We start from the raw sequence: 20,248 nt of genomic DNA on the forward strand, positions 1-20,248 counted from the left end.
CTTCGCTTAATACGTGTACAATAACGCGCTATTTCTAATGCCTGAGGCAAAGTTGTGATCGAAAATCTGCGTAATATCGCCATCATCGCGCACGTCGACCATGGTAAAACTACCCTGGTTGATAAGCTGCTACAGCAATCCGGTACGTTCGACGCACGTACTGAAGCACAAGAACGTGTGATGGACTCCAACGATTTGGAGAAAGAGCGTGGGATTACCATCCTCGCTAAAAACACTGCAATCAAATGGAATGATTACCGTATCAACATCGTTGATACCCCAGGGCACGCCGACTTCGGAGGTGAAGTTGAGCGTGTTATGTCCATGGTTGACTCTGTGCTGCTGGTGGTTGATGCCTTTGACGGCCCGATGCCGCAGACGCGCTTTGTTACCAAAAAAGCGTTTGCTCACGGTCTGAAGCCGATCGTGGTCATCAACAAAGTTGACCGTCCGGGCGCGCGTCCGGATTGGGTTGTCGACCAGGTATTCGACCTGTTCGTTAACCTCGACGCGACCGACGAACAGCTGGACTTCCCGATCGTTTACGCTTCCGCGCTGAACGGTATCGCGGGTCTGGACCACGAAGACATGGCTGAAGACATGACCCCGCTGTACCAGGCGATTGTTGACCGTGTACCGGCGCCGGACGTTGACCTTGACGGTCCGCTGCAGATGCAAATCTCCCAGCTCGACTACAACAACTACGTTGGCGTAATCGGCATTGGTCGCATCAAGCGCGGTAAAGTGAAGCCGAACCAGCAGATCACTATCATCGATAGCGAAGGGAAAACCCGCAACGGTAAAGTCGGTAAAGTACTGACTCACCTGGGTCTCGAGCGTATCGAGAGCGACGTAGCCGAAGCCGGCGACATCATCGCGATCACCGGTCTGGGCGAGCTGAACATCTCCGACACCATCTGCGACCCGCAGAACGTCGAAGCGCTGCCGGCACTGTCTGTTGATGAGCCGACCGTATCTATGTTCTTCAACGTCAACACCTCTCCATTCTGCGGTAAAGAAGGTAAGTTCGTTACCTCTCGCCAGATCCTGGACCGTCTGAACAAAGAGCTGGTGCACAACGTTGCGCTGCGCGTTGAAGAAACCGAAGACGCCGATGCGTTCCGCGTTTCTGGCCGTGGCGAACTGCACCTGTCCGTTCTGATTGAAAACATGCGTCGTGAAGGTTTCGAGATGGCGGTTTCCCGTCCGAAAGTTATCTTCCGCGAAATCGATGGCCGTAAACAAGAGCCGTTCGAAAACGTAACGCTGGACGTCGAAGAGCAGCACCAGGGGTCTGTCATGCAGGCGCTGGGCGAGCGTAAAGGCGACCTGAAAAACATGAATCCAGACGGTAAAGGCCGCGTACGTCTCGACTACGTGATCCCAAGCCGTGGTCTGATCGGCTTCCGTTCAGAGTTCATGACCATGACTTCCGGTACCGGTCTGCTGTACTCCACCTTCAGCCACTACGACGATGTTCGTCCGGGCGAAGTGGGCCAGCGTAACAACGGCGTACTGATCTCTAACGGTCAGGGTAAAGCGGTTGCGTTCGCACTGTTCGGCCTGCAGGATCGCGGTAAGCTGTTCCTCGGCCACGGCGCTGAAGTTTACGAAGGTCAGATTATCGGTATTCACAGCCGTTCTAATGACCTGACGGTAAACTGCCTGACCGGTAAGAAACTGACCAACATGCGTGCGTCCGGTACTGACGAAGCAACGGTTCTGGTTCCGCCGGTTAAGATGACCCTGGAGCAGGCTCTGGAGTTCATCGATGACGACGAACTGGTAGAAGTTACTCCGACGTCTATCCGTATCCGTAAACGTCACCTGACCGAGAACGACCGTAAACGCGCTATGCGCGGTGCGAAAGAAGAGTAATTTACCCTTCTTGCTCCCCTTCAAACCTCGCCTCTCCGGCGGGGTTTTTTTATGCCTGCTCCTCATACTTATCTTCTGGCGGCGCCAGTGTGGCTCCGGTAGAGAGCTTGGTCACAATTATTCTTAAAGCTTGCGACAGCAATTGCTTTCTTTTTTTGCACAAGAGTAAGATGAGTCATCTGGTTTAAACCAAATGGATTAAACAATGACGAATAACCCATCCACTGTGGAAAATGCGAAAGAGAAACTGGACCTGTGGTTAAAGCAGGGGCTGACGGTATCGGGTGGAAAACTGCCGTCCGAGCGCGAGCTTGGCGAGTTGCTCGGTATCAAGCGCATGACGTTGCGCCAGGCGCTGCTCGGCCTGGAGGCGGAATCAAGAATATTTCGTAAAGACCGTAAAGGTTGGTTTGTTGCCCAGCCGCGTTTTAACTATAGCCCGGAGCTCTCGGCCAGCTTTCAGCGGGCAGCGATTGAACAGGGTAGAGAACCTTCGTGGGGTTTTATCGAAAAGGTACGTACGACTGAGTATCCCGACGTCGCAGAAGCTCTCTTTGCTACCTGTCCTGCGCAAGATTTATATCTGATAACCGGCTGGGGGGCCCTGGAAGGGCATAAAGTTTTTTATCATGAAACGTTTATCAACCCGAATGTTGCCCCGGATTTTATTACCAGACTCAAGAACCAGTCTTTTTCCACCGTTTGGGAGAATGACTATCATAAAACTGTAGTTATTAAAAAATTAGCCTTCAGGCCAGTAAGAATGCCCGGCGATGTAAGTAAATTCATTGGTGGCTCTGCCGGTATGCCCGCTATTCTGATAGAAAAACATCGTGCCGATAGTGCAGGTAATATCGTGCAAATAGATCTCGAATATTGGCGATTTGAGGCTGTGGATCTCTTTATTAACTTGTAGGTATTTTATGCTCACTAAAGATAACGCTGAGAAGATCCTTTCTCGCATTGATAATATTCCTCTTTATCTTCATGCTTATGCATATCACCTGAATATGCGGCTGGAGAGAATTTTACCAGTTGATTTACTGAAAATTGCGAATAGCCATCATTTAAAAGGTGTGAAAATTCATGTCCTCGATGGCGAGCGTTACTCTCTTAGCTGTATGGATAATATGCAATTGGCCGCTTTTGGCGAGCAGGCAAAAGCGTTACGGCTGGATATCCATATAGAAACCAGCGCCTCCGATAAAGAGACCATCGATCAAGCCGTCGCTATCGCATTAAAGACCGGGGCAACCTCCGTTCGTTTTTATCCTCGTTACGAAGGGCCTTTACAGGATGTTTTAGCAAGTATTTCGGCTGATATTCAATATATTAAAGAGACGTATAGTCACTCTGGACTCACTTTTACCATTGAACAACATGAAGATTTAAAAAGTATCGAGTTAGTCAATCTGGTTAAACAAAGCGAGATGCCGTCGCTATCACTGCTTTTTGATTTTGCCAATATGATCAATGCCAACGAACAGCCGCTGGAAGCGTTAGCGGTCATGTCGCCCTATGTCACTCAGGTTCACATTAAAGATGCCTGTATCATTGCGGAAAATGGCGGACTGGGGCACCGGGCCTGTAATTCGGGTCTGGGTGATATGCCGTTTAAGGCGCTGCTGACTGAGTTGATTTGTCTGGGCCAGGAGCAACCACAGGTGATGGCCTACGGTCTGGAAGAAGAGGTTGATTATTACGCGCCGCCTTTCCGTTTTGCAACCGAAGGCGATAACCCGTGGATCCCGTGGCGACAACTGAGCGAAACGCCTCTGCCTGATACAACGCAACTTGAAGCCCGGCTGGATAAAGAAAAACAGGATGCGATCGCCCAGTTAAATTTTGTCAGGGACACCTTACACGACATAAAAAATGATGCTCTGAAAGTTCTTTTGCGTTAATTTTTAATTAAATTTGGTATTGATGGCCGCTATTTTAATTTAATAGCGAAATATTCCATGTCCTTAAATAAAATGATGTTAAGTCATCAGGGGATCTTATGCTCACAAGAAAGAAATGGGCTATATTTAGCCTGTTAACGCTTTGTGGTGGTACCATTTATAAACTGCCTTCATTAAAAGATGCGTTTTATATACCGATGCAGGATTACTTTCATTTGACCAATGGTCAGATTGGTAATGCCATGTCGGTAAACTCAGTGGTGACAACCATTGGTTTTTTCTTGTCAATTTACTTTGCTGATAAACTTCCGCGTCGCTACACCATGTCATTTTCACTGATAGCGACGGGATTGTTAGGTATCTATCTGACAACGATGCCTGGCTATTGGGGCATTCTATTTGTTTGGGCATTATTTGGCGTCACCTGCGACATGATGAACTGGCCGGTACTATTAAAATCGGTGAGTCGGTTAGGAAATAGCGAACAACAGGGACGCTTATTTGGCTTCTTCGAAACGGGACGCGGTATTGTTGACACCGTCATCGCATTCTCAGCCTTGGCTATTTTCACCTGGTTTGGCAGTGGTTTGCTGGGTTTTAAAGCCGGCATTTGGTTCTACGCCATTATTGTCATTGTTGTAGGCATCTTGCTGTTTTTCATGCTTAAGCAGAAGGATGAGTCGACGCCCGCCGCTGATGAAGGCGCCACCAGGCAACAAACCAGCATCTCTTCGGTGCTGAAAGACAAAACAATCTGGCTGATTGCCTTCAATGTGTTTTTTGTCTACGCCGTGTACTGTGGACTCACCTTCTTTATCCCGTTCCTGAAGAATATCTACATGCTGCCGGTAGCCCTGGTTGGCGCATACGGCATTATTAACCAGTACTGTTTAAAAATGATCGGTGGTCCAATTGGCGGTTTAATTGCCGATAAGATCCTCAAATCGCCAAGTAAATATCTGTTTTATACCTTCTGTATCAGTACGTTGGCTTTAGTCGCGTTAATTCTGTTACCGCACGAAAGTATGCCGGTCTATCTGGGTATGGTGTGTACTCTCGGGTTCGGCGCCATTGTTTTTACGCAACGAGCCGTGTTTTTTGCCCCGATTGGGGAAGCGAAAATCGCTGAAAACCAGACGGGCGCGGCGATGGCGCTGGGGAGCTTCATTGGCTATGCGCCAGCTATGTTTTGCTATAGCCTGTACGGCTACATTCTCGATCTTAATCCGGGTCTGGTGGGGTACAAGATAGTCTTTGGCATCATGGCCTGCTTCGCTTGCGCCGGCGCGTTCGTTTCGGTGATGTTGGTTAAACGCATCAACCGCAGAAAGAATATGTTGGAAACCGCATTGGTCTGATTTTAAGCGTTCAGCCATTTCACCAAAGCCGCAGATATGCGGCTTTGGTCGTTTTTGCGTCTGAGATGTCTTGAGCCGTTTCCCGTTTGTTCATAGTCAAACCTCTTCTTTCCCGCTACAGTTAATCTTCAACGGCGCGGAAGGAGACAAAAATGCTCTATATCTTTGATTTAGGTAATGTGATTGTCGACATTGACTTCAACCGGGTGCTCGGAACGTGGAGCGATTTGACCCGCATCCCGCTGGCGACGCTAAAGCAAGACTTTGTCATGGGCGATGCCTTCCACCAGCATGAACGCGGGGAGATCAGCGACGAAGAGTTTGCCGCCGCGATGTGTCATGAAATGAACATGCCGCTGAGCTATGAACAGTTTGCCCACGGTTGGCAGGCCGTTTTTGTCGCCTTGCGTCCAGAAGTCACCGACATTATGCAAAAACTTCGCGACCAGGGGCACCGCGTGGTCGTACTCTCGAACACCAACCGTTTACATACCACTTTCTGGCCAAGCGAATATCCACAAGTGCGTGCTGCCGCAGATCATGTGTATCTTTCGCAAGAGATGGGGATGCGCAAACCCGAAACGCGTATCTACCAAAGCGTGCTGCAGGCGGAAGGATTTTCGCCGCAAGATGCGGTCTTTTTCGACGATAACGCCGATAATATAGCTGGGGCTAACCAGTTGGGGATCACCAGTATTCTGGTCACGGATAAGGAGACCATCCCCAACTACTTTGCGAAGCAGCTATGCTAAAAAGCGTTCATCAAAAAACCAAATACCATACCAGGCCGCTGGTGGCCTGGCTTAAGCTGCTGTGGCGGCGAATTGAAGAAGACAACATGACGACGTTGGCGGGGAATCTGGCCTACGTGTCTTTACTTGCGCTGGTGCCGCTGATCGCCGTGGTTTTTGCCCTGTTTGCCGCCTTCCCGATGTTCTCCGACGTCAGCGTGCAGATCCGCCATTTTATCTTTGCCAACTTCATTCCGGCGACCGGTGATGTCATTCAGGGGTATATCGAACAGTTTGTGGCGAACTCCAGCAGGATGACAGCCGTCGGTGCCTTCGGGTTAATCGTCACCTCATTACTGCTGATGTACTCGATTGATAGCGCGTTGAACACCATCTGGCGCAGCAGTCGGACGCGGCCAAAAATCTATTCATTTGCGGTCTACTGGATGATCCTGACTCTCGGGCCGCTGTTGGCCGGCGCCAGTCTGGCAATCAGTTCCTATCTTCTCTCACTACGCTGGGCCAGCGATCTCAATAGCGTCATTGACGATGTACTACGTATATTCCCGCTAATCTTATCGTGGGCGGCGTTCTGGATGCTTTATAGCATCGTGCCCACCACCCAGGTGCGCAATCGCGATGCGGTAATCGGTTCGCTGGTGGCGGCACTGCTTTTTGAAGCCGGTAAAAAGGCTTTTGCTCTATATATCACCATGTTTCCGTCATACCAGTTGATTTATGGCGTGATAGCGGTAGTGCCCATTTTATTTGTCTGGGTTTACTGGACCTGGTGTATCGTCTTGCTTGGCGCTGAAATAACTGTCACTCTCGGTGAATACCGCAAACTCAAAAAAGAAGAAACAGAACAACCATGATTGCATTAATTCAACGCGTATCCCGTGCAAGCGTTACCGTGGAGGGTGAAGTGACGGGTGAAATCGGTCCGGGACTGCTGGTGCTGCTGGGCGTCGAGAAAGACGATGACGAACAGAAGGCCAATCGTCTGTGTGAACGAGTGCTCGGCTATCGCATTTTCAGCGATGCCGAAGGGAAAATGAATCTTAATGTCCAGCAGGCGGGCGGCAGCGTGCTGGTAGTTTCGCAGTTTACGCTAGCGGCCGATACCGAGCGCGGCATGCGCCCGAGTTTTTCCAAAGGCGCGGCGCCGGACAGAGCGGAAGCGCTGTATGAATACTTTGTTGAGCGCTGCCGCCAACAAGAAATGAATACTCAGACCGGGAGATTCGCTGCGGATATGCAGGTCTCGCTGGTAAACGATGGTCCCGTGACCTTTTGGTTGCAGGTATGAGTCAGCTTCCGGGCAGGCTGCGGGTAACAAAAGAGAGTACAGCTATGTATCACCTTCGTGTACCGCAAACAGAAGAAGAGTTAGAAAGCTATTATCAGTTCCGCTGGGAGATGTTGCGTAAGCCGCTGCATCAGCCTAAAGGGTCCGAACGCGACGCCTGGGATGCCATGGCGCATCACCAGATGGTCGTCGATGAAGAGGGCAACCTGGTTGCCGTTGGCCGGCTGTATATTAATGCGGAGAATGAAGCCTCGATCCGTTTTATGGCCGTTCATCCTTCCGTTCAGGATAAAGGTTTAGGCACCCTTATGGCGATGACCCTTGAGTCAGTCGCCCGTCAGGAAGGGGTGAAGCGGGTGACCTGTAGCGCCCGTGAAGATGCGATGGAGTTTTTCTCTAAACTGGGCTTTGTGAACCAGGGTGAAATCACCACGCCGACAACCACGCCGATTCGCCACTTCTTGATGATTAAACCCATTGCTTCACTGGACGACATCCTGCACCGCGGCGACTGGTGCGGCCAACTGCAGCAGGCCTGGTATCAGCACATTCCGCTGAGCGAAAAGATGGGGGTGCGCATTCAGCAGTATACCGGGCAAAAATTTATCACCACCATGCCCGAAGCGGGAAACCAGAATCCGCACCATACGTTATTTGCCGGCAGCCTGTTTTCGCTCGCTACCTTAACCGGCTGGGGGCTAATCTGGTTAATGCTGCGCGAGCGGCACCTTGGCGGCACGATTATCCTTGCCGATGCGCATATCCGTTACAGCAAGCCGATCAGCGGGAGGCCGAATGCCGTGGCCGATTTGGGCTCGCTAAGCGGCGATCTCGATCGCCTGGCGCGCGGGCGTAAGGCTCGCGTGCAGCTTCAGGTCGAACTGTTCGGTAACGATAAGCTGGGCGCCGTTTTTGAGGGAACCTATATCGTACTGCCCGCGAAGCCGTTTGGTTCTTATGAAGAGGGCGGGAACGAGGAAGAGTAACCCGCCTCTGGCATTATTATTGGCCTGGCGTTTGCGTACGCCAGGCGATATCGCGCATCGCCTGCTTTGCCGCGAGGCTTATCCCGCCTAACTGAAAGAAACCGTGAATGACGCCCAGATAGCGCTGGCAGGAGCTTTCTATCCCTTGTGCTATTAACCGCCGGTACAGCGCTTCTCCCTCATCGCACAAAGGATCAAATTCGGCCGTCAGGATATGAACCGGCGGCAGCCCGTTAAAATCTTCGCGCCACAGCGGACTGGCTTCCGGATGGGTAGCGGGTGTGGCCGCTAAATACATTTCGTAGCCGCTAAGCAGCGTATCCCGGGTAATGATGTAATCCTCGCCGTTGCTGGCGTAGCTTGCCATGCTGGCGGTAGCGTCGAGCATAGGGTAAATCAGGATAAGCTGCGCAGGTTGCCATACTCCCGCCGCTTTCAGGCGTAGCGCTGTGACCAGGGCGAGGTGGCCGCCGGCGCTGTCGCCGGCCAGCGTGATGCGCGCGGCGTCAACGCCAAGCCGCTGCGCATACCGATAGATAATGTTGGCGCCTCGTTCCGCATCATCGTGCGCCGCCGGAAAAGTGTACTCCGGCGCCAGACGGTACTGCACGGCGATCACCCGGCACCCACTGAACCAGGCAAGCTGGCGCAATTGGTTGTCATGGGTGGCAAAGTCGCCGCTCACAAAACAGCCGCCGTGGTAATACACAATGGTGGGTAGCAAGCCGTTGCTTTTTGGCGGCGAGACGACGCGAAAGGTTATGCCATCGAGCGTGATGTCTTCAACCTGCACACGCGTCTCCGTTTCCCCTGCGAGAACGGCGCTGGCGAGATAGCCGTTTCTCCGGTCATCAATACTCTTTTCTCGCGATGGTGGCCGCCCCGCAGCAATAAACTCCTCAACCAGCGAAGCAATACCTTTTTCCAACGTCATGGCAAGTCCCTTTTACTGGATTAATATCCAGTGTTATAGCCTGGTTTTTGCGAAAAAGATATACCGAATGGAGCTGCGATCGCATTGTGGAAAGCGGCTCGCAAAAGAGTATTTCTCAGCAAAGATCTGCTTCTTCTGTTGAACAATATCTGGAGAAGCAGGATCGGGATAAGGAGAGCATTTCCGGCGTGGTCACGCCGTATGAATGATAACGAGCGACCTGAGTCGCCCGTTATAGGTGCGCAGAACTTACTCCCCTTCGCCGGGGAACATGAACGGGTTAATTGAGCTTCTGGCGAAGCCTTCCTGTTCCATGCGAGCATCGAGTACCAGCGAGGCTAAATCGTCGGCAACGGCTTCGACTTTCGGGTCTTTCTCCTGATACATAATCTTCAGGTAGCTCCCGCAGTCGCCGCAGCTTTCGGCTTTCACCGCCGCCTGCTCGTTGTCCAGCGACCAGTAGTGCAGGTCGCGGCTCTGTTCGCAGTTGCTGCATTTTACGCGTACCACATGCCATTCGGTTTCACACAAGTTGCAGTGCAGATAGCGCAGCCCCTGAGTGGTGCCGATTTGCACGATGCTGGAGACCGGCATCGAGCCGCAAACCGGGCAGAACTGGCGATGCTCGCCGTATTCGGCGCGCGCTTTCCCCGGGATCAGGCTGGCCATTTGCGCCCAGTACAGCGACAGCGCGGCCCAGATAAACGGCGCTTTGTCGCTGCTGACCGAGGCGAAATCGGAAGCAAATAGCGCGCTGGCCATCTCTTCCAGTTCCGGCCCGGAGGCTTTTTCCAGGTTCTCGATAACCGACAGCGCCGGGCCGCTCATCTCAGGTTTCAGCTCGGCGATCAGTGAATGCAGCAGCTTGTGCCAGTGTTTATCACGCGGTAATACGTGAATATCCAGCGGCGGCTTGCCCTGATCGTTGGCCTCTTTAATGCGGGCAGTCAGATCCATCTGCAACGGATGGTCGTACAGCACCACTTCCTGCGCATGAGCGATCAGCGCGGCAAAGCGCAGGTAATCGCCCAGCGGGTTGTTGGCGGCCAGCTCGCGCAGGCGCTCTGCGCGGCGGTTATAAAGATTCTTCAGTCTGGGGAACAGTAGCGGCGGAATTGCTTCCGCCGTGCGTTTCTCGCTCGAACCCAGCTCGTCTTGCGGGATTATGCGAATACTCATGCAGTCTATTTTTCCTGTTTCTGGCGGACTTCACGGTACCAGCGCGGGTGATGTTTCTTCGCCCACGTTTTGGTAACCCAGCCTTCCACCATCGCGGTAATGGTGCCTTTCACCCAAAGGGCGGCGTAGATATGCACCATGATAACCACAATTAACGCGACTGCGGCAAAAGAATGCAGCATCAGCGCGAATCGGATCACCGGGATTGAGAATGCAGGCGCAAAGTACGGACGCCAGATGATCACGCCGCTTACCAGCAGCAGCACCAGGAAAATAATCGCCGCCCAGAATACGCATTTCTGGCCGAAGTTATAACGCCCGGTATCGCCTACTTCCTCGTTGACGACGATCTTACGAATATTCTTCGCCCAAAAGATATCATCCCGATTGATTAGGTTGTGATGCCAGTAACGGAAAAACATGATGATAAACGACGCGAACATCACCACCCCGACGAACGGGTGGAGAATACGCGCCAGCTGCGGCGTACCGAGAATATGCATCAGCCAGTTAAACGACGGGAAGAAAAAGCCTAACCCGCTTACCGCCGCCAGAATAAAGCAGAAGGCGGTTATCCAGTGGTTGATGCGTTCCGGCGCCGTGTAGCGCACGATGGTGTCACGTTTTCTCATTTGCGCACCTCGTCTTTCTCTTCATGCAGGTTGTCTTCTTCTTCATCTGCGCGGTTCGGACCGACGCCGACGTAGTGGAAGATACTGGCTGCGAAGGTCGCAGCAAAGCCGACCGCCGCCAGCGGTTTCCAGATACCTTTCCAGAATTTCACCGTTTGGCTGATTTCCGGATTCTCTGGCAGACCGTGGTAGAGATTCGGTTTATCGGCATGGTGCAGCACGTACATCACGTGGGTGCCGCCAACGCCAGCCGGATCGTACAGACCCGCCTTGTCATAACCGCGGGTTTTCAGCTCTGCGACGCGCTCGCCGGCCAGCGTTTTCATATCCTCTTTCGAACCAAAGTGGATAGCGCCGGTCGGGCAGGTTTTCACGCAGGCCGGCTCCTGGCCGACAGTCACGCGGTCTACGCACAGCGTACATTTGTAGACGCGGTTGTCTTCCGGGTTCAGGCGCGGTACATCGAACGGGCAACCTGCGATGCAGTAGCCGCAGCCGATACACTGCTCAGACTGGAAGTCGACGATGCCGTTAGCGTACTGAATGATCGCGCCTTCTGACGGACAGGCCTTCAGGCAGCCCGGGTCAGCGCAGTGCATGCAGCCATCTTTACGAATAAGCCATTCCAGCTTGTCGTTTTGTTCCACTTCCGAGAAGCGCATGACCGTCCATGACTTGGCGGTCAGGTCCGCCGGGTTGTCATACACCCCAACGTTGTTACCCACTTCGTCACGGAGATCGTTCCATTCGGAACAGGCCACCTGGCAGGCTTTACAGCCGATGCAGGTGGTAACGTCGATAAGCTTCGCCACTTCCTGCTGGTGGTCCCGCGCCTGAGGCGCGGGAGTGAAACCGTTAGTCGCGGAACGACGAATAATATCTTGCGATTGATAAGCCATAAGTCGTCTCCGTTACACCTTTTCCACGTTCACGAGGAAGGCCTTAAACTCCGGCGTCTGCGTGTTGGCGTCGCCGACAAACGGCGTCAGCGTATTGGCGATAAAGCCTTTTTTCGCCACGCCTTCGTAGCCCCAGTGAATAGGAATACCGATGGTATCCACCTCTTTACCGTGAACCTGCAGCGTACGAATACGCTTGGTCACCACCGCCTTGGCTTTGATATAGCCGCGGTTAGAGGAGACCTTCACGGTATCGCCGTGGCCAATGCCGAGCTTATTCGCCAGTTTTTCGCCGATCTCCACAAACTGTTCCGGCTGCGCGATGGCGTTAAGCAGCGCGTGTTTGGTCCAGTAGTGGAAGTGCTCGGTCAGGCGGTAAGTGGTGCCGACGTACGGGAACTTCTCGGCCTTGCCCATCTGCTCGAGATCGCCTTTAAAGACGCGAGCGGCCGGGTTAGAGACCACGTTTGGATGCAGCGGGTTAGTCCCCAGCGGCGTTTCAAACGGTTCGTAGTGTTCCGGGAACGGCCCTTCAGCCATCTTATCGATAGCGAACAGACGCCCCATCCCTTCAGGCTGCATGATAAACGGACCGACGTCGCTGCCAGGGGCGGCGGCGCTGTAATCCGGAATATCCACTCCGCCCCATTTCGCGCCGTCCCATTTCAGCAACTGACGCTTCGGATCCCACGGTTTACCCTGCGGGTCCGCGGAGGCGCGGTTATACAGAATGCGGCGGTTTAGCGGCCATGCCCAGGCCCAGCCCAGCGTATTGCCGAGGCCTGACGGGTCGGCGTTATCGCGGCGCGCCATCTGGTTGCCTTCCGGCGTCCAGCTACCGGCGAAGATCCAGCAGCCGCTGGAAGTCGTGCCGTCGTCGCGTAGCTGTGCGAAGGAGCTCAACTGCTGCCCTTTCTTAACGATTACCGCGCCGGTTGCCGGATCGATGATATCCGCCAGCGCTTTACCGTTGCTTTCCATCGCCACTTCTTCAGACGCCGGCTCGTGCGGCGTGGAGTAGTTCCACGTCATGTTGAGCACCGGCTCCGGCGTTGGGCCGCCTTCTTCGGCATACATCTTACGCAGGCGGGTGAAGATACCGGCGAGGATTTCACCATCGGTCACGGCGATCCCCGGGGCGTCTGCGCCTTTCCAGTGCCACTGCAGCCAGCGGCCGGAGTTGACGATAGAACCGTTTTCTTCGGCGAAGCAGGTGGACGGCAGGCGGAACACTTCGGTCTGGATTTTCGCCGGATCAACATCGTTGGACTCACCGTGGTTTTGCCAGAAGGTGGACGTTTCGGTGTTGAGCGGGTCGATGGTCACAAGGAACTTCAGCTTCGACAGGGAAGCCACTACCTTGTTTTTGTTCGGGAACGAGGCGACCGGGTTAAAGCCCTGGCAAATATAGCCGTTCACTTTGCCCTGATTCATCATCTCGAAATACTGCAGCACGTCGTAGCTCTTATCCCACTTCGGCAACCAGTCAAAGCCCCAGCTATTTTCCGCCGTAGCTTTATCGCCGAAGAAGGCTTTCATCATGGAGACGAAGAACTTCGGATAGTTGCCCCAGTAGTTCACCTGGTCTTTCAACAGCGGTTTTGGCGTGTTGGCGCTCAGGTAGGTCTGCAGGTCGGCCTGTTTTTCATTAGGCAGCGACATGTAACCCGGCAGGCTGGTTGAGAGCAGGCCGAGGTCGGTCAGACCCTGGATGTTGGAGTGACCGCGCAGGGCATTGACGCCGCCGCCTGCCATCCCCATGTTGCCAAGCAGCAACTGGATCATCGCCATGGTGCGAATGTTCTGCGCGCCGATGGAGTGCTGGGTCCAGCCGAGGGCATACAGGAACGACGCGGTTTTATCGTGCGCGCTGGTTTCTGCAATATATTCGCAAACTTTAAGGAAATCGGCCTTCGGCGTACCACAGATGTTTTCGACCACATCCGGCGTATAGCGGGAAACGTGCTGTTTTAGCAGATTCCAGACGCAGCGTGGATGCTGCAGCGTGGTATCGCGTTTGGCGAAGCCGTTTTCATCCAGTTCATAGTTCCAGCTGGTTTTGTCATACTGGCGTTTTTCGGCATCGTAGCCGCTGAACAGACCATCATCAAAGCTGTAGTCCTCACGCACGATCAGGCTGGCGTTGGTATAGGCTTCGGTGTATTCACGGTTGAATTTTTCGTTATTCAGCAGATACAGGATGACGCCCGACAGGAAGGTTATGTCGGTACCGGAACGAATCGGGGTATAGAAATCAGCCACCGACGCCGTACGCGTAAAGCGCGGATCGATAACGATGAGCTTGGCGCCGTTATGAATTTTGGCTTCCATCGCCCAGCGGAACCCTACCGGATGCGCTTCTGCGGCGTTACCGCCCATCACTACGACCAGGTTGGCGTTTTTAATATCAACCCAGTGGTTGGTCATCGCACCGCGACCAAATGTTGGAGCAAGACTTGCTACCGTTGGTCCGTGTCAGACACGCGCCTGGTTATCCACCGCCAGCATCCCGAGGGCGCGGGTGAATTTCTGCGTTAAATAGCCGGTTTCGTTACTGGAAGCGGAGGCGCACAGCATACCGGTGGTCAGCCAACGGTTAACGGTGGTGCCGGCGCTGTTTTGGGCGATAAAGTTGGCGTCACGGTCTTCTTTCATCAGCTTCGCGATGCGATCGAACGCTTCGTCCCAGCTGATTTGCTGCCATTTATCAGTACCTGGCGCGCGATATTCCGGGAATTTCAGGCGGCTTTCAGAATGGATAAAGTCCACCAGACCGGCCCCTTTCGGGCAGAGCGCACCACGGTTTACCGGATGATCCGGATCGCCTTCGATATGGAAAATGGATGCTTTGGCGTTTTTCGCACCGTCGCCGAGGCTATACATCAATAGCCCGCAGCCAACGGAACAGTACGTACAGGTGTTGCGGGTTTCGCGAGTACGCAGCAGTTTGTACTGCCGGGTTTCCGCGAGCGCAGTAGCCGGGGCAAAGCCCAGCGCTGCTGCCGTCGTGCCTGCCATACCGCCAGCGCAGATCTTAAAGAACTGCCTTCTGCTGACCTGCATGGTTCGCTCCTTGTTTCGACATTGTCACATGTAGTTATTTACTTTGCGGTGAAGGCCGCAAAGGTTCAGAATTGAGTTAATTTCCCTCGGTCCTGGAGGGATATAAAAACAGAATACCACATTGTGTGTATGCCTGTTCCAATACGGTTAAATGAAAGTGAATAAGAACCTTCCTGAACAAATCAAAAATGTGACAGATGTCACAGGTTATCGCCAGGTTACCCTCTGGAAACGTGAGGATTTGCAACATCCTCAGCCAGACGAGGTAGCAGAAGAGGTACCCGTCGCTCTGGTTTATAACGGCATCTCGCACGTCGTCATGATGGCGACGCCACGTGACCTGGAACATTTCGCCGTCGGTTTTTCCCTATCTGAAGGGATTATACAAAGCCGACAAGAGATCTACGGGATGGACGTGGTACAGGCCTGTAACGGGGTAGAAGTGCAAATCGAACTCTCCAGCCGCCGGTTTATGGGGCTGAAAGAGCGCCGCCGGGCGCTCGCCGGGCGAACCGGCTGTGGAGTATGTGGCGTCGAGCAGCTAAATGATATCGGTAAGCCCGTTGAGCCACTGCCCTTTAGCCAGACCTTTGCGCTCTCTCATCTCGATCGCGCGCTCAAACAGTTAAATGAGGTTCAGCCAATCGGCCGCCTGACCGGCTGTACGCACGCCGCCGCGTGGGTGCGCCCTGACGGTGAACTTGCAGGCGGGCATGAAGATGTAGGCCGTCACGTTGCGCTGGATAAACTGCTGGGTCGTCGTAGTGCAGAAGGAGAGGGCTGGCAGCGGGGCGCAGCTTTAGTCTCCAGCCGCGCCAGTTATGAAATGGTACAGAAGGCCGCGATGTGTGGGGTGGAAATTCTGTTTGCGGTCTCCGCGGCGACGACGCTGGCGGTGGAAGTCGCCGAACGTTGTAATCTGACGCTGGTGGGGTTCTGCAGGCCAGGCAGAGCGACGATTTATACTCATCCTCAGCGTCTTATTGCCGGTTAAATGTTGGTCAGTTTTTTTGAAAGATGACAGCAAATCCTTCCGCTTTTAGTTACGGGATGTGAAGACTATTATTTATCACATCAAGGCACGGCGCCTTATCCAAACAACTAAATGAAAGGGTTTATATCATGAAAAGCATCAAAACTTTTGTCGCTGTTATCGCTCTGGCCGCTTCTTTCGGTTCTTTCGCCGCGCAATCCGTGACCGCCACCGCCTCTACTATGGACGCCGCGGAAGCGAAAATCGCCGCTCAGGCGCAGGCTGCCGGCGCGTCTTCTTACACCATTACCGAAGCGTTTAACGGTAACCGCGTGCATATGACCGCTGAACTGAACAAATAAGTTAGCAACCCACTACCGTCGAAAGAGCGCCTCAGGGCGCTTTTTTAGTTTATACCCGCCAGGCGTAGCAACGCCGTCACCACCGCCGCGGCGATAATCACCACGATAAGCGGCATCTTGCGCCAGGCAAGGAACACGGCAAAACCGACGCCCAGTACCCGCGCCATGCCGGAAAAATGCTCGCTTTCATAAAAGGTGGTCGCCAGCGCCACGGAAAAAAGCAATACCGTCGCGGCATCAGAAAGCAGCGCCTGCGAGCGCTCGGAAAACGCTAAACGACTGCCAAGCTTTGCCCCACCCAAACGCATCAGATATGTGCCGATCGACAGAATCGCGATCCCGGCGATAAACAGCGTCATATTGCCCATTATTTTTTCCTCGCCAGTAAGCCAAACAATGAGAGCAGAACCGGTAATCCAACCGGCGCGAAGGGCACGGCGGCCAGCGAAATAACCGCGCCGCTGCAGGCGCGAATCAGTGTGGTACGTTTTTTAAAAGCCGGTACCACCAGCGCCAGCAGGATGGCCGGGAATACCGCATCCAGGCCGATGGTTTCTGGAGCGGGTAACAATTTCCCGACCCCGGCGCCCAGCAGGGTACCGAGCGGCCAGATGAGCGCCACACCCAGGCCGCAGAGCCAGTAGGCGGCTTTCCGTTGCTCCGGGGTTTTCTGCGACAAGCCGAACACCACGCTCTCATCATTCATAATGTGGCAGCCGAGCAGGCTGGCGGCACGTGCGCCGACCAGATCGCGCACGGTGACGCCAAAAGGAACGTGGCGGGCGTTCACCAGTAAGCCTGCTGCTGCGGCGGCGAGAGGGTTACCGCCGCTGGCGATAATACCGATAAACATAAACTCAGAGGCGCCGGCCAGCACCGTAATGGAAAGGACAAACGGCACCCACAGCGGAAAACCGTAGGCCATCGCTAATGAACCGTAAGACATGCCAACCACGCCGACCGCCAGGCATACCAGAACGATTGCTTTAATGGTGTCCCCACTGAGACAGGAAAATTTGTAACGCATACGCTTTAGCCATATCGAACGAATTTCCATTATAATGAACGCAACAGAATGGTTTTTCAAGACGAACGATTCGTTCGATATAAAATACGAGGAGCGGTGTATGACACAGCCCATCAGCGTAATTGCTAAAAGCCTGACGCGCGAGCGCTCGCGCACCGGACTCTCACTGGCGGAGGTGGCGCGCCGCGCCGGGATAGCCAAATCGACCCTGTCACAGCTGGAATCCGGTAATGGCAACCCTAGCCTGGAAACATTGTGGGCGCTGTGCGTGGCGCTGGATATTCCCTTCGCCCGTTTGCTGGAGCCGCAGGCCAACCAGACCCAGGTGATTCGCCGCGGCGAAGGCACCAAAGTGGTTGCTGAACAGGCCAACTATCAGGCCATTTTGCTGGCGGCTTGCCCTCCCGGCGCGCGTCGCGACATCTATCTGCTGTTGACGCAGCCCGGCGCCGATCGGATCTCGCACCCGCACCCGCCCGGGTCGGTCGAACATATTATTATCACTCAGGGGCGCGCGCGCGTTGGCCTCACCGAAGCGCCAGAAGAGCTGGGGGAAGGGGATTACATCTGCTACCCGGCCGATCGGGAACATCTCTTTCAGGCGCTGGAGCCGGATACCCAGGCGCTGCTGGTGGCAGAGCAAAATTAGTCATAATCTGCGCATTTTATTCTGATGCGCAGAAGATTATTTCATTTCCCATTAATGAATGAGTGAATTATTTATTCACTCATTTTCTTTATTGTTTTTCCATTTTTGTTTCCTTCCGTTTTGCCTGAAAACATGGGATTGATGTCACTCTTCCTGCCGGAAGGGGTTCGTATACTTAATTCGTGACATTGGGGCCTATTATGTTTTTAGAAGAACGTAGAAAGCATATCCTGAAATATTTAAACGATCATGAGCGTGGTTTTGTTAATTATTTTGCTGCTTATTTTAGTGTTTCAAAAGAAACCATTCGCAGTGATTTAAATATTCTTGCAGAAATGGGGTTGGTGCAACGTTGTTATGGCGGAGCGATTATTTCCCGGCACAATTTAAAGGCTGAACTTATTTCTGAAACCGGTGATAGTTTCGGCGTGCTGCTGCAGCCGATTAACCATCGGAAACCTACGGCGAGCGGTCAGCAGAAAGGAAAATCGATGAACGGCAAAGTGTGTGTATTCGGCTCATTTAATGTGGATATCGTGGCCCGAGTGGAGCGTTTTCCGCGCGGCGGGGAATCGCTACTGGCGCTCGCCAGCAGCCTTGGGCCCGGTGGCAAGGGGGCGAATCAGGCGACGGCGGCCAGTAAAGCCGGCGCGCAGGTCCATTTTGTCGCTAAGGTGGGCAAGGATCAGTTTAGCCACCTGGCGGCCGATCATCTCACTCGTTCAGAAATACACTCCTATACGCTTTATCAATCTGAGAGCGAACCTACCGGCAATGCCATTATTTATGTTTCGCAGGAAAATGGCGAAAATATGATTGCTATTTACTCCGGCGCCAATACTACAATAACTCATAATGAGATTGAGGCGATTATTCCTGAACTTAGCGCCTCCGACGTTTTACTTGTTCAGCTTGAGAATAATTTTGATGCCACTCATTCGCTAATAAAAAAAGCCAGAGAACTCGGTAAGACAGTCATTCTCAATCCGGCGCCATACTCGGCGGAAATTATCAAAAGCATTCCTTATATCGATGTGATTACACCGAATGAAACCGAGGCTTCATTATTATCCGGTATCGACATTCACGATGTTGATACTGCCAAAGAAGCCGCGCTTCGCATCGCTGAATTAGGCGCAAAGAAAGTGCTGATTACCATGGGATCGCGCGGGGCGCTGCTGCTGGATAATCGCCAGTTTAGTCAAATTCGCGCCTTTCCGGCGGTCACCGTCGATACCACCGGCGCTGGCGATGCGTTTAATGGCGCGCTCGCCGCCTCGCTGGCTGCCGGCAACACCCTGGTTCAGGCTGCGACCTGGGCCTCTGCTTTCGCCTCTCTGGCCGTCGAGCTGGAGGGGGCTTCCAACATGCCTGACTTTGCGCAGGCAAGTGCCCGACTCCGTACCCTCTAATCCAGGAAAAATAAGATGAAAACGATTAACGGTGTTGTACCCGTCATGCTGACCCCTTTTACCGCTGACGACCAGATTGATTATCCGGCGCTGGCGAAGCTGATCGACTGGTATCTGGCAAAGGGCGTGGATGCGCTTTTTGCCGTCTGCCAGTCCAGCGAAATGCAATATCTCAGCCTACAGGAGCGTGTCGAGCTGGCGCGTTTCGTGGTGCAACGCGTGGCGGGACGCATTCCAGTCATTGCCTCGGGCCATATCAGCGATGATCTGGCGGCGCAAAAAGAGGAGTTGCTGGCAATGGCGCAGACCGGCATTGATGCGCTGGTGCTGGTCACTAATCATCTCGATCCGCGTAATGAGGGCAGTGAAGTCTTTTTCGCTACCCTGCAATCGCTGTTAGCGGCTTTGCCTTCTTCCATGCCGCTGGGGCTGTACGAGTGCCCGGCGCCGTATCGCCGCCTGCTTAGCGACGACGAGTTCGCCTGGTGCGCCAACAGTGGTCGTTTCGTGGTGCTGAAAGATGTGAGCTGCGATCTGCCAACCGTTGAGCGCCGCGTGCGTCTGGCGCAGGGAACCCCGCTGAAGGTCATTAACGCCAATGCCGCGATTGCCTGGCCGGCGATGCTGGCGGGCGCCGAAGGTTTCAGCGGCGTGTTCACCAACTTCCATCCCGAACTGTATAGCTGGCTGTGGCGGGAAGGCAAAAATCAGCGGGCGCTGGCCGATGAACTGGCGATATTTCTGTCGCTGGGTGCGGTAACCGAAACGCTGGGCTACCCGAAAAACGCCAAAATTTACCATCAGCGCCTCGGGACCTTCGACAGTATCACCTGCCGGGTTAATAAAGACGATGTGCTGAGCAAATTCTGGGGGCTGACGGTGATCCTCGACCAGATCCGCGCCGGGACTGAACTGTGGCAGCAGCGGATCGCCGGCTAAGGGAGGGATCATT

The 20,248-nt window shown here is 53.7% G+C and carries 20 protein-coding genes; 13 read left to right on the forward strand and 7 right to left on the reverse strand.

Annotated features, from left to right (window positions below):
* Positions 1–54: 54 nt before the first annotated feature.
* From typA to fabY, 8 genes are all read left to right on the forward strand, one after another.
* The gene (gene typA / locus ABLV07_RS21335; RefSeq protein WP_015368970.1) at positions 55–1,878 is read left to right on the forward strand and encodes a ribosome-dependent GTPase TypA; all 1,824 of its coding nucleotides are present in this window, start codon (positions 55–57) and stop codon (positions 1,876–1,878) included.
* A gap of 205 nt (positions 1,879–2,083) precedes the next feature.
* Positions 2,084–2,794 carry a GntR family transcriptional regulator gene (locus ABLV07_RS21340; protein WP_015703931.1) on the forward strand — a complete coding sequence of 237 codons (711 nt, stop codon included), beginning with the start codon at positions 2,084–2,086 and terminating at the stop codon, positions 2,792–2,794.
* A gap of 7 nt (positions 2,795–2,801) precedes the next feature.
* Positions 2,802–3,782 carry a TIM barrel protein gene (locus ABLV07_RS21345; RefSeq protein WP_045362487.1) on the forward strand — a complete coding sequence of 327 codons (981 nt, stop codon included), beginning with the start codon at positions 2,802–2,804 and terminating at the stop codon, positions 3,780–3,782.
* A gap of 98 nt (positions 3,783–3,880) precedes the next feature.
* The gene (locus tag ABLV07_RS21350; RefSeq protein ID WP_032712979.1) at positions 3,881–5,140 is read left to right on the forward strand and encodes an MFS transporter; all 1,260 of its coding nucleotides are present in this window, start codon (positions 3,881–3,883) and stop codon (positions 5,138–5,140) included.
* A 152-nt stretch (positions 5,141–5,292) separates the two neighbouring features.
* On the forward strand, positions 5,293–5,892 hold the full coding sequence (gene yihX, locus ABLV07_RS21355) for a glucose-1-phosphatase (protein WP_015368969.1): 600 nt from the start codon (positions 5,293–5,295) through the stop codon (positions 5,890–5,892).
* Positions 5,886–6,746 (forward strand): virulence factor BrkB family protein, encoded by an 861-nt coding sequence (locus ABLV07_RS21360; RefSeq protein WP_015368968.1) that lies wholly within the window; start codon positions 5,886–5,888, stop codon positions 6,744–6,746. Before yihX ends, ABLV07_RS21360 begins: the two co-directional genes overlap by 7 nt.
* Positions 6,743–7,180: a D-aminoacyl-tRNA deacylase gene (gene dtd, locus ABLV07_RS21365; protein ID WP_015368967.1), complete on the forward strand. Its 438-nt coding sequence runs from the start codon at positions 6,743–6,745 to the stop codon at positions 7,178–7,180. Before ABLV07_RS21360 ends, dtd begins: the two co-directional genes overlap by 4 nt.
* A 44-nt stretch (positions 7,181–7,224) precedes the next feature.
* Positions 7,225–8,166 carry a fatty acid biosynthesis protein FabY gene (fabY, locus tag ABLV07_RS21370; protein WP_015368966.1) on the forward strand — a complete coding sequence of 314 codons (942 nt, stop codon included), beginning with the start codon at positions 7,225–7,227 and terminating at the stop codon, positions 8,164–8,166.
* A 16-nt stretch (positions 8,167–8,182) separates the two neighbouring features.
* On the opposite strand, the gene ABLV07_RS21375 is transcribed toward fabY, so the two are convergent.
* The 5 genes from ABLV07_RS21375 to fdnG form a co-directional block, all read right to left on the reverse strand.
* Entirely contained in the window at positions 8,183–9,100 is a 918-nt protein-coding gene (locus ABLV07_RS21375) for an alpha/beta hydrolase (RefSeq protein ID WP_348853598.1), read from the reverse strand.
* Between the two features lie 249 nt (positions 9,101–9,349).
* The gene (fdhE, locus tag ABLV07_RS21380) at positions 9,350–10,279 is read right to left on the reverse strand and encodes a formate dehydrogenase accessory protein FdhE (RefSeq protein ID WP_015368963.1); all 930 of its coding nucleotides are present in this window, start codon (positions 10,277–10,279) and stop codon (positions 9,350–9,352) included.
* Positions 10,280–10,284: 5 nt separating this feature from the next.
* Positions 10,285–10,911 (reverse strand): formate dehydrogenase cytochrome b556 subunit, encoded by a 627-nt coding sequence (fdoI, locus tag ABLV07_RS21385; protein ID WP_015368962.1) that lies wholly within the window; start codon positions 10,909–10,911, stop codon positions 10,285–10,287.
* A complete protein-coding gene (fdxH, locus tag ABLV07_RS21390) occupies positions 10,908–11,810 on the reverse strand; it encodes a formate dehydrogenase subunit beta (protein WP_015368961.1) in 903 nt (300 codons plus the stop codon). Before fdxH ends, fdoI begins: the two co-directional genes overlap by 4 nt.
* 12 nt (positions 11,811–11,822) lie before the next feature.
* A complete protein-coding gene (fdnG, locus tag ABLV07_RS21395) occupies positions 11,823–14,873 on the reverse strand; it encodes a formate dehydrogenase-N subunit alpha (protein WP_348853597.1) in 3,051 nt (1,016 codons plus the stop codon).
* Positions 14,874–15,030: 157 nt separating this feature from the next.
* Between fdnG and fdhD the strand changes: the two genes are divergently transcribed.
* Together fdhD and ABLV07_RS21405 are read left to right on the forward strand one after the other, a co-directional pair.
* On the forward strand, positions 15,031–15,867 hold the full coding sequence (gene fdhD / locus ABLV07_RS21400; RefSeq protein WP_032713191.1) for a formate dehydrogenase accessory sulfurtransferase FdhD: 837 nt from the start codon (positions 15,031–15,033) through the stop codon (positions 15,865–15,867).
* 128 nt (positions 15,868–15,995) lie between these two features.
* Entirely contained in the window at positions 15,996–16,208 is a 213-nt protein-coding gene (locus tag ABLV07_RS21405; RefSeq protein WP_015368957.1) for a YdgH/BhsA/McbA-like domain containing protein, read from the forward strand.
* A 44-nt stretch (positions 16,209–16,252) separates the two neighbouring features.
* Here ABLV07_RS21405 and ABLV07_RS21410 read toward each other — a convergent pair whose 3' ends face one another.
* Positions 16,253–16,576, reverse strand: a complete 324-nt coding sequence (locus ABLV07_RS21410) for an AzlD domain-containing protein (RefSeq protein WP_045412807.1) — start codon at positions 16,574–16,576, stop codon at positions 16,253–16,255.
* Positions 16,576–17,235 carry an AzlC family ABC transporter permease gene (locus ABLV07_RS21415; RefSeq protein WP_015368955.1) on the reverse strand — a complete coding sequence of 220 codons (660 nt, stop codon included), beginning with the start codon at positions 17,233–17,235 and terminating at the stop codon, positions 16,576–16,578. Before ABLV07_RS21415 ends, ABLV07_RS21410 begins: the two co-directional genes overlap by 1 nt.
* Before the next feature lie 100 nt (positions 17,236–17,335).
* Between ABLV07_RS21415 and ABLV07_RS21420 the strand changes: the two genes are divergently transcribed.
* The 3 genes from ABLV07_RS21420 (at position 17,336) to ABLV07_RS21430 (ending at position 20,235) form a co-directional block, all read left to right on the forward strand.
* Positions 17,336–17,884 (forward strand): helix-turn-helix domain-containing protein, encoded by a 549-nt coding sequence (locus ABLV07_RS21420; protein WP_015368954.1) that lies wholly within the window; start codon positions 17,336–17,338, stop codon positions 17,882–17,884.
* Between the two features lie 200 nt (positions 17,885–18,084).
* Positions 18,085–19,296, forward strand: coding sequence for a ribokinase (locus tag ABLV07_RS21425; RefSeq protein ID WP_126027088.1), 1,212 nt, complete (start codon positions 18,085–18,087; stop codon positions 19,294–19,296).
* Positions 19,297–19,311: 15 nt separating this feature from the next.
* Positions 19,312–20,235, forward strand: a complete 924-nt coding sequence (locus tag ABLV07_RS21430; protein ID WP_163389030.1) for a dihydrodipicolinate synthase family protein — start codon at positions 19,312–19,314, stop codon at positions 20,233–20,235.
* The last annotated feature ends 13 nt before the right edge of the window (positions 20,236–20,248 follow it).

Source organism: Klebsiella sp. CN_Kp097 (assembly GCF_040064495.1).
Lineage (GTDB): Bacteria > Pseudomonadota > Gammaproteobacteria > Enterobacterales > Enterobacteriaceae > Klebsiella > Klebsiella aerogenes.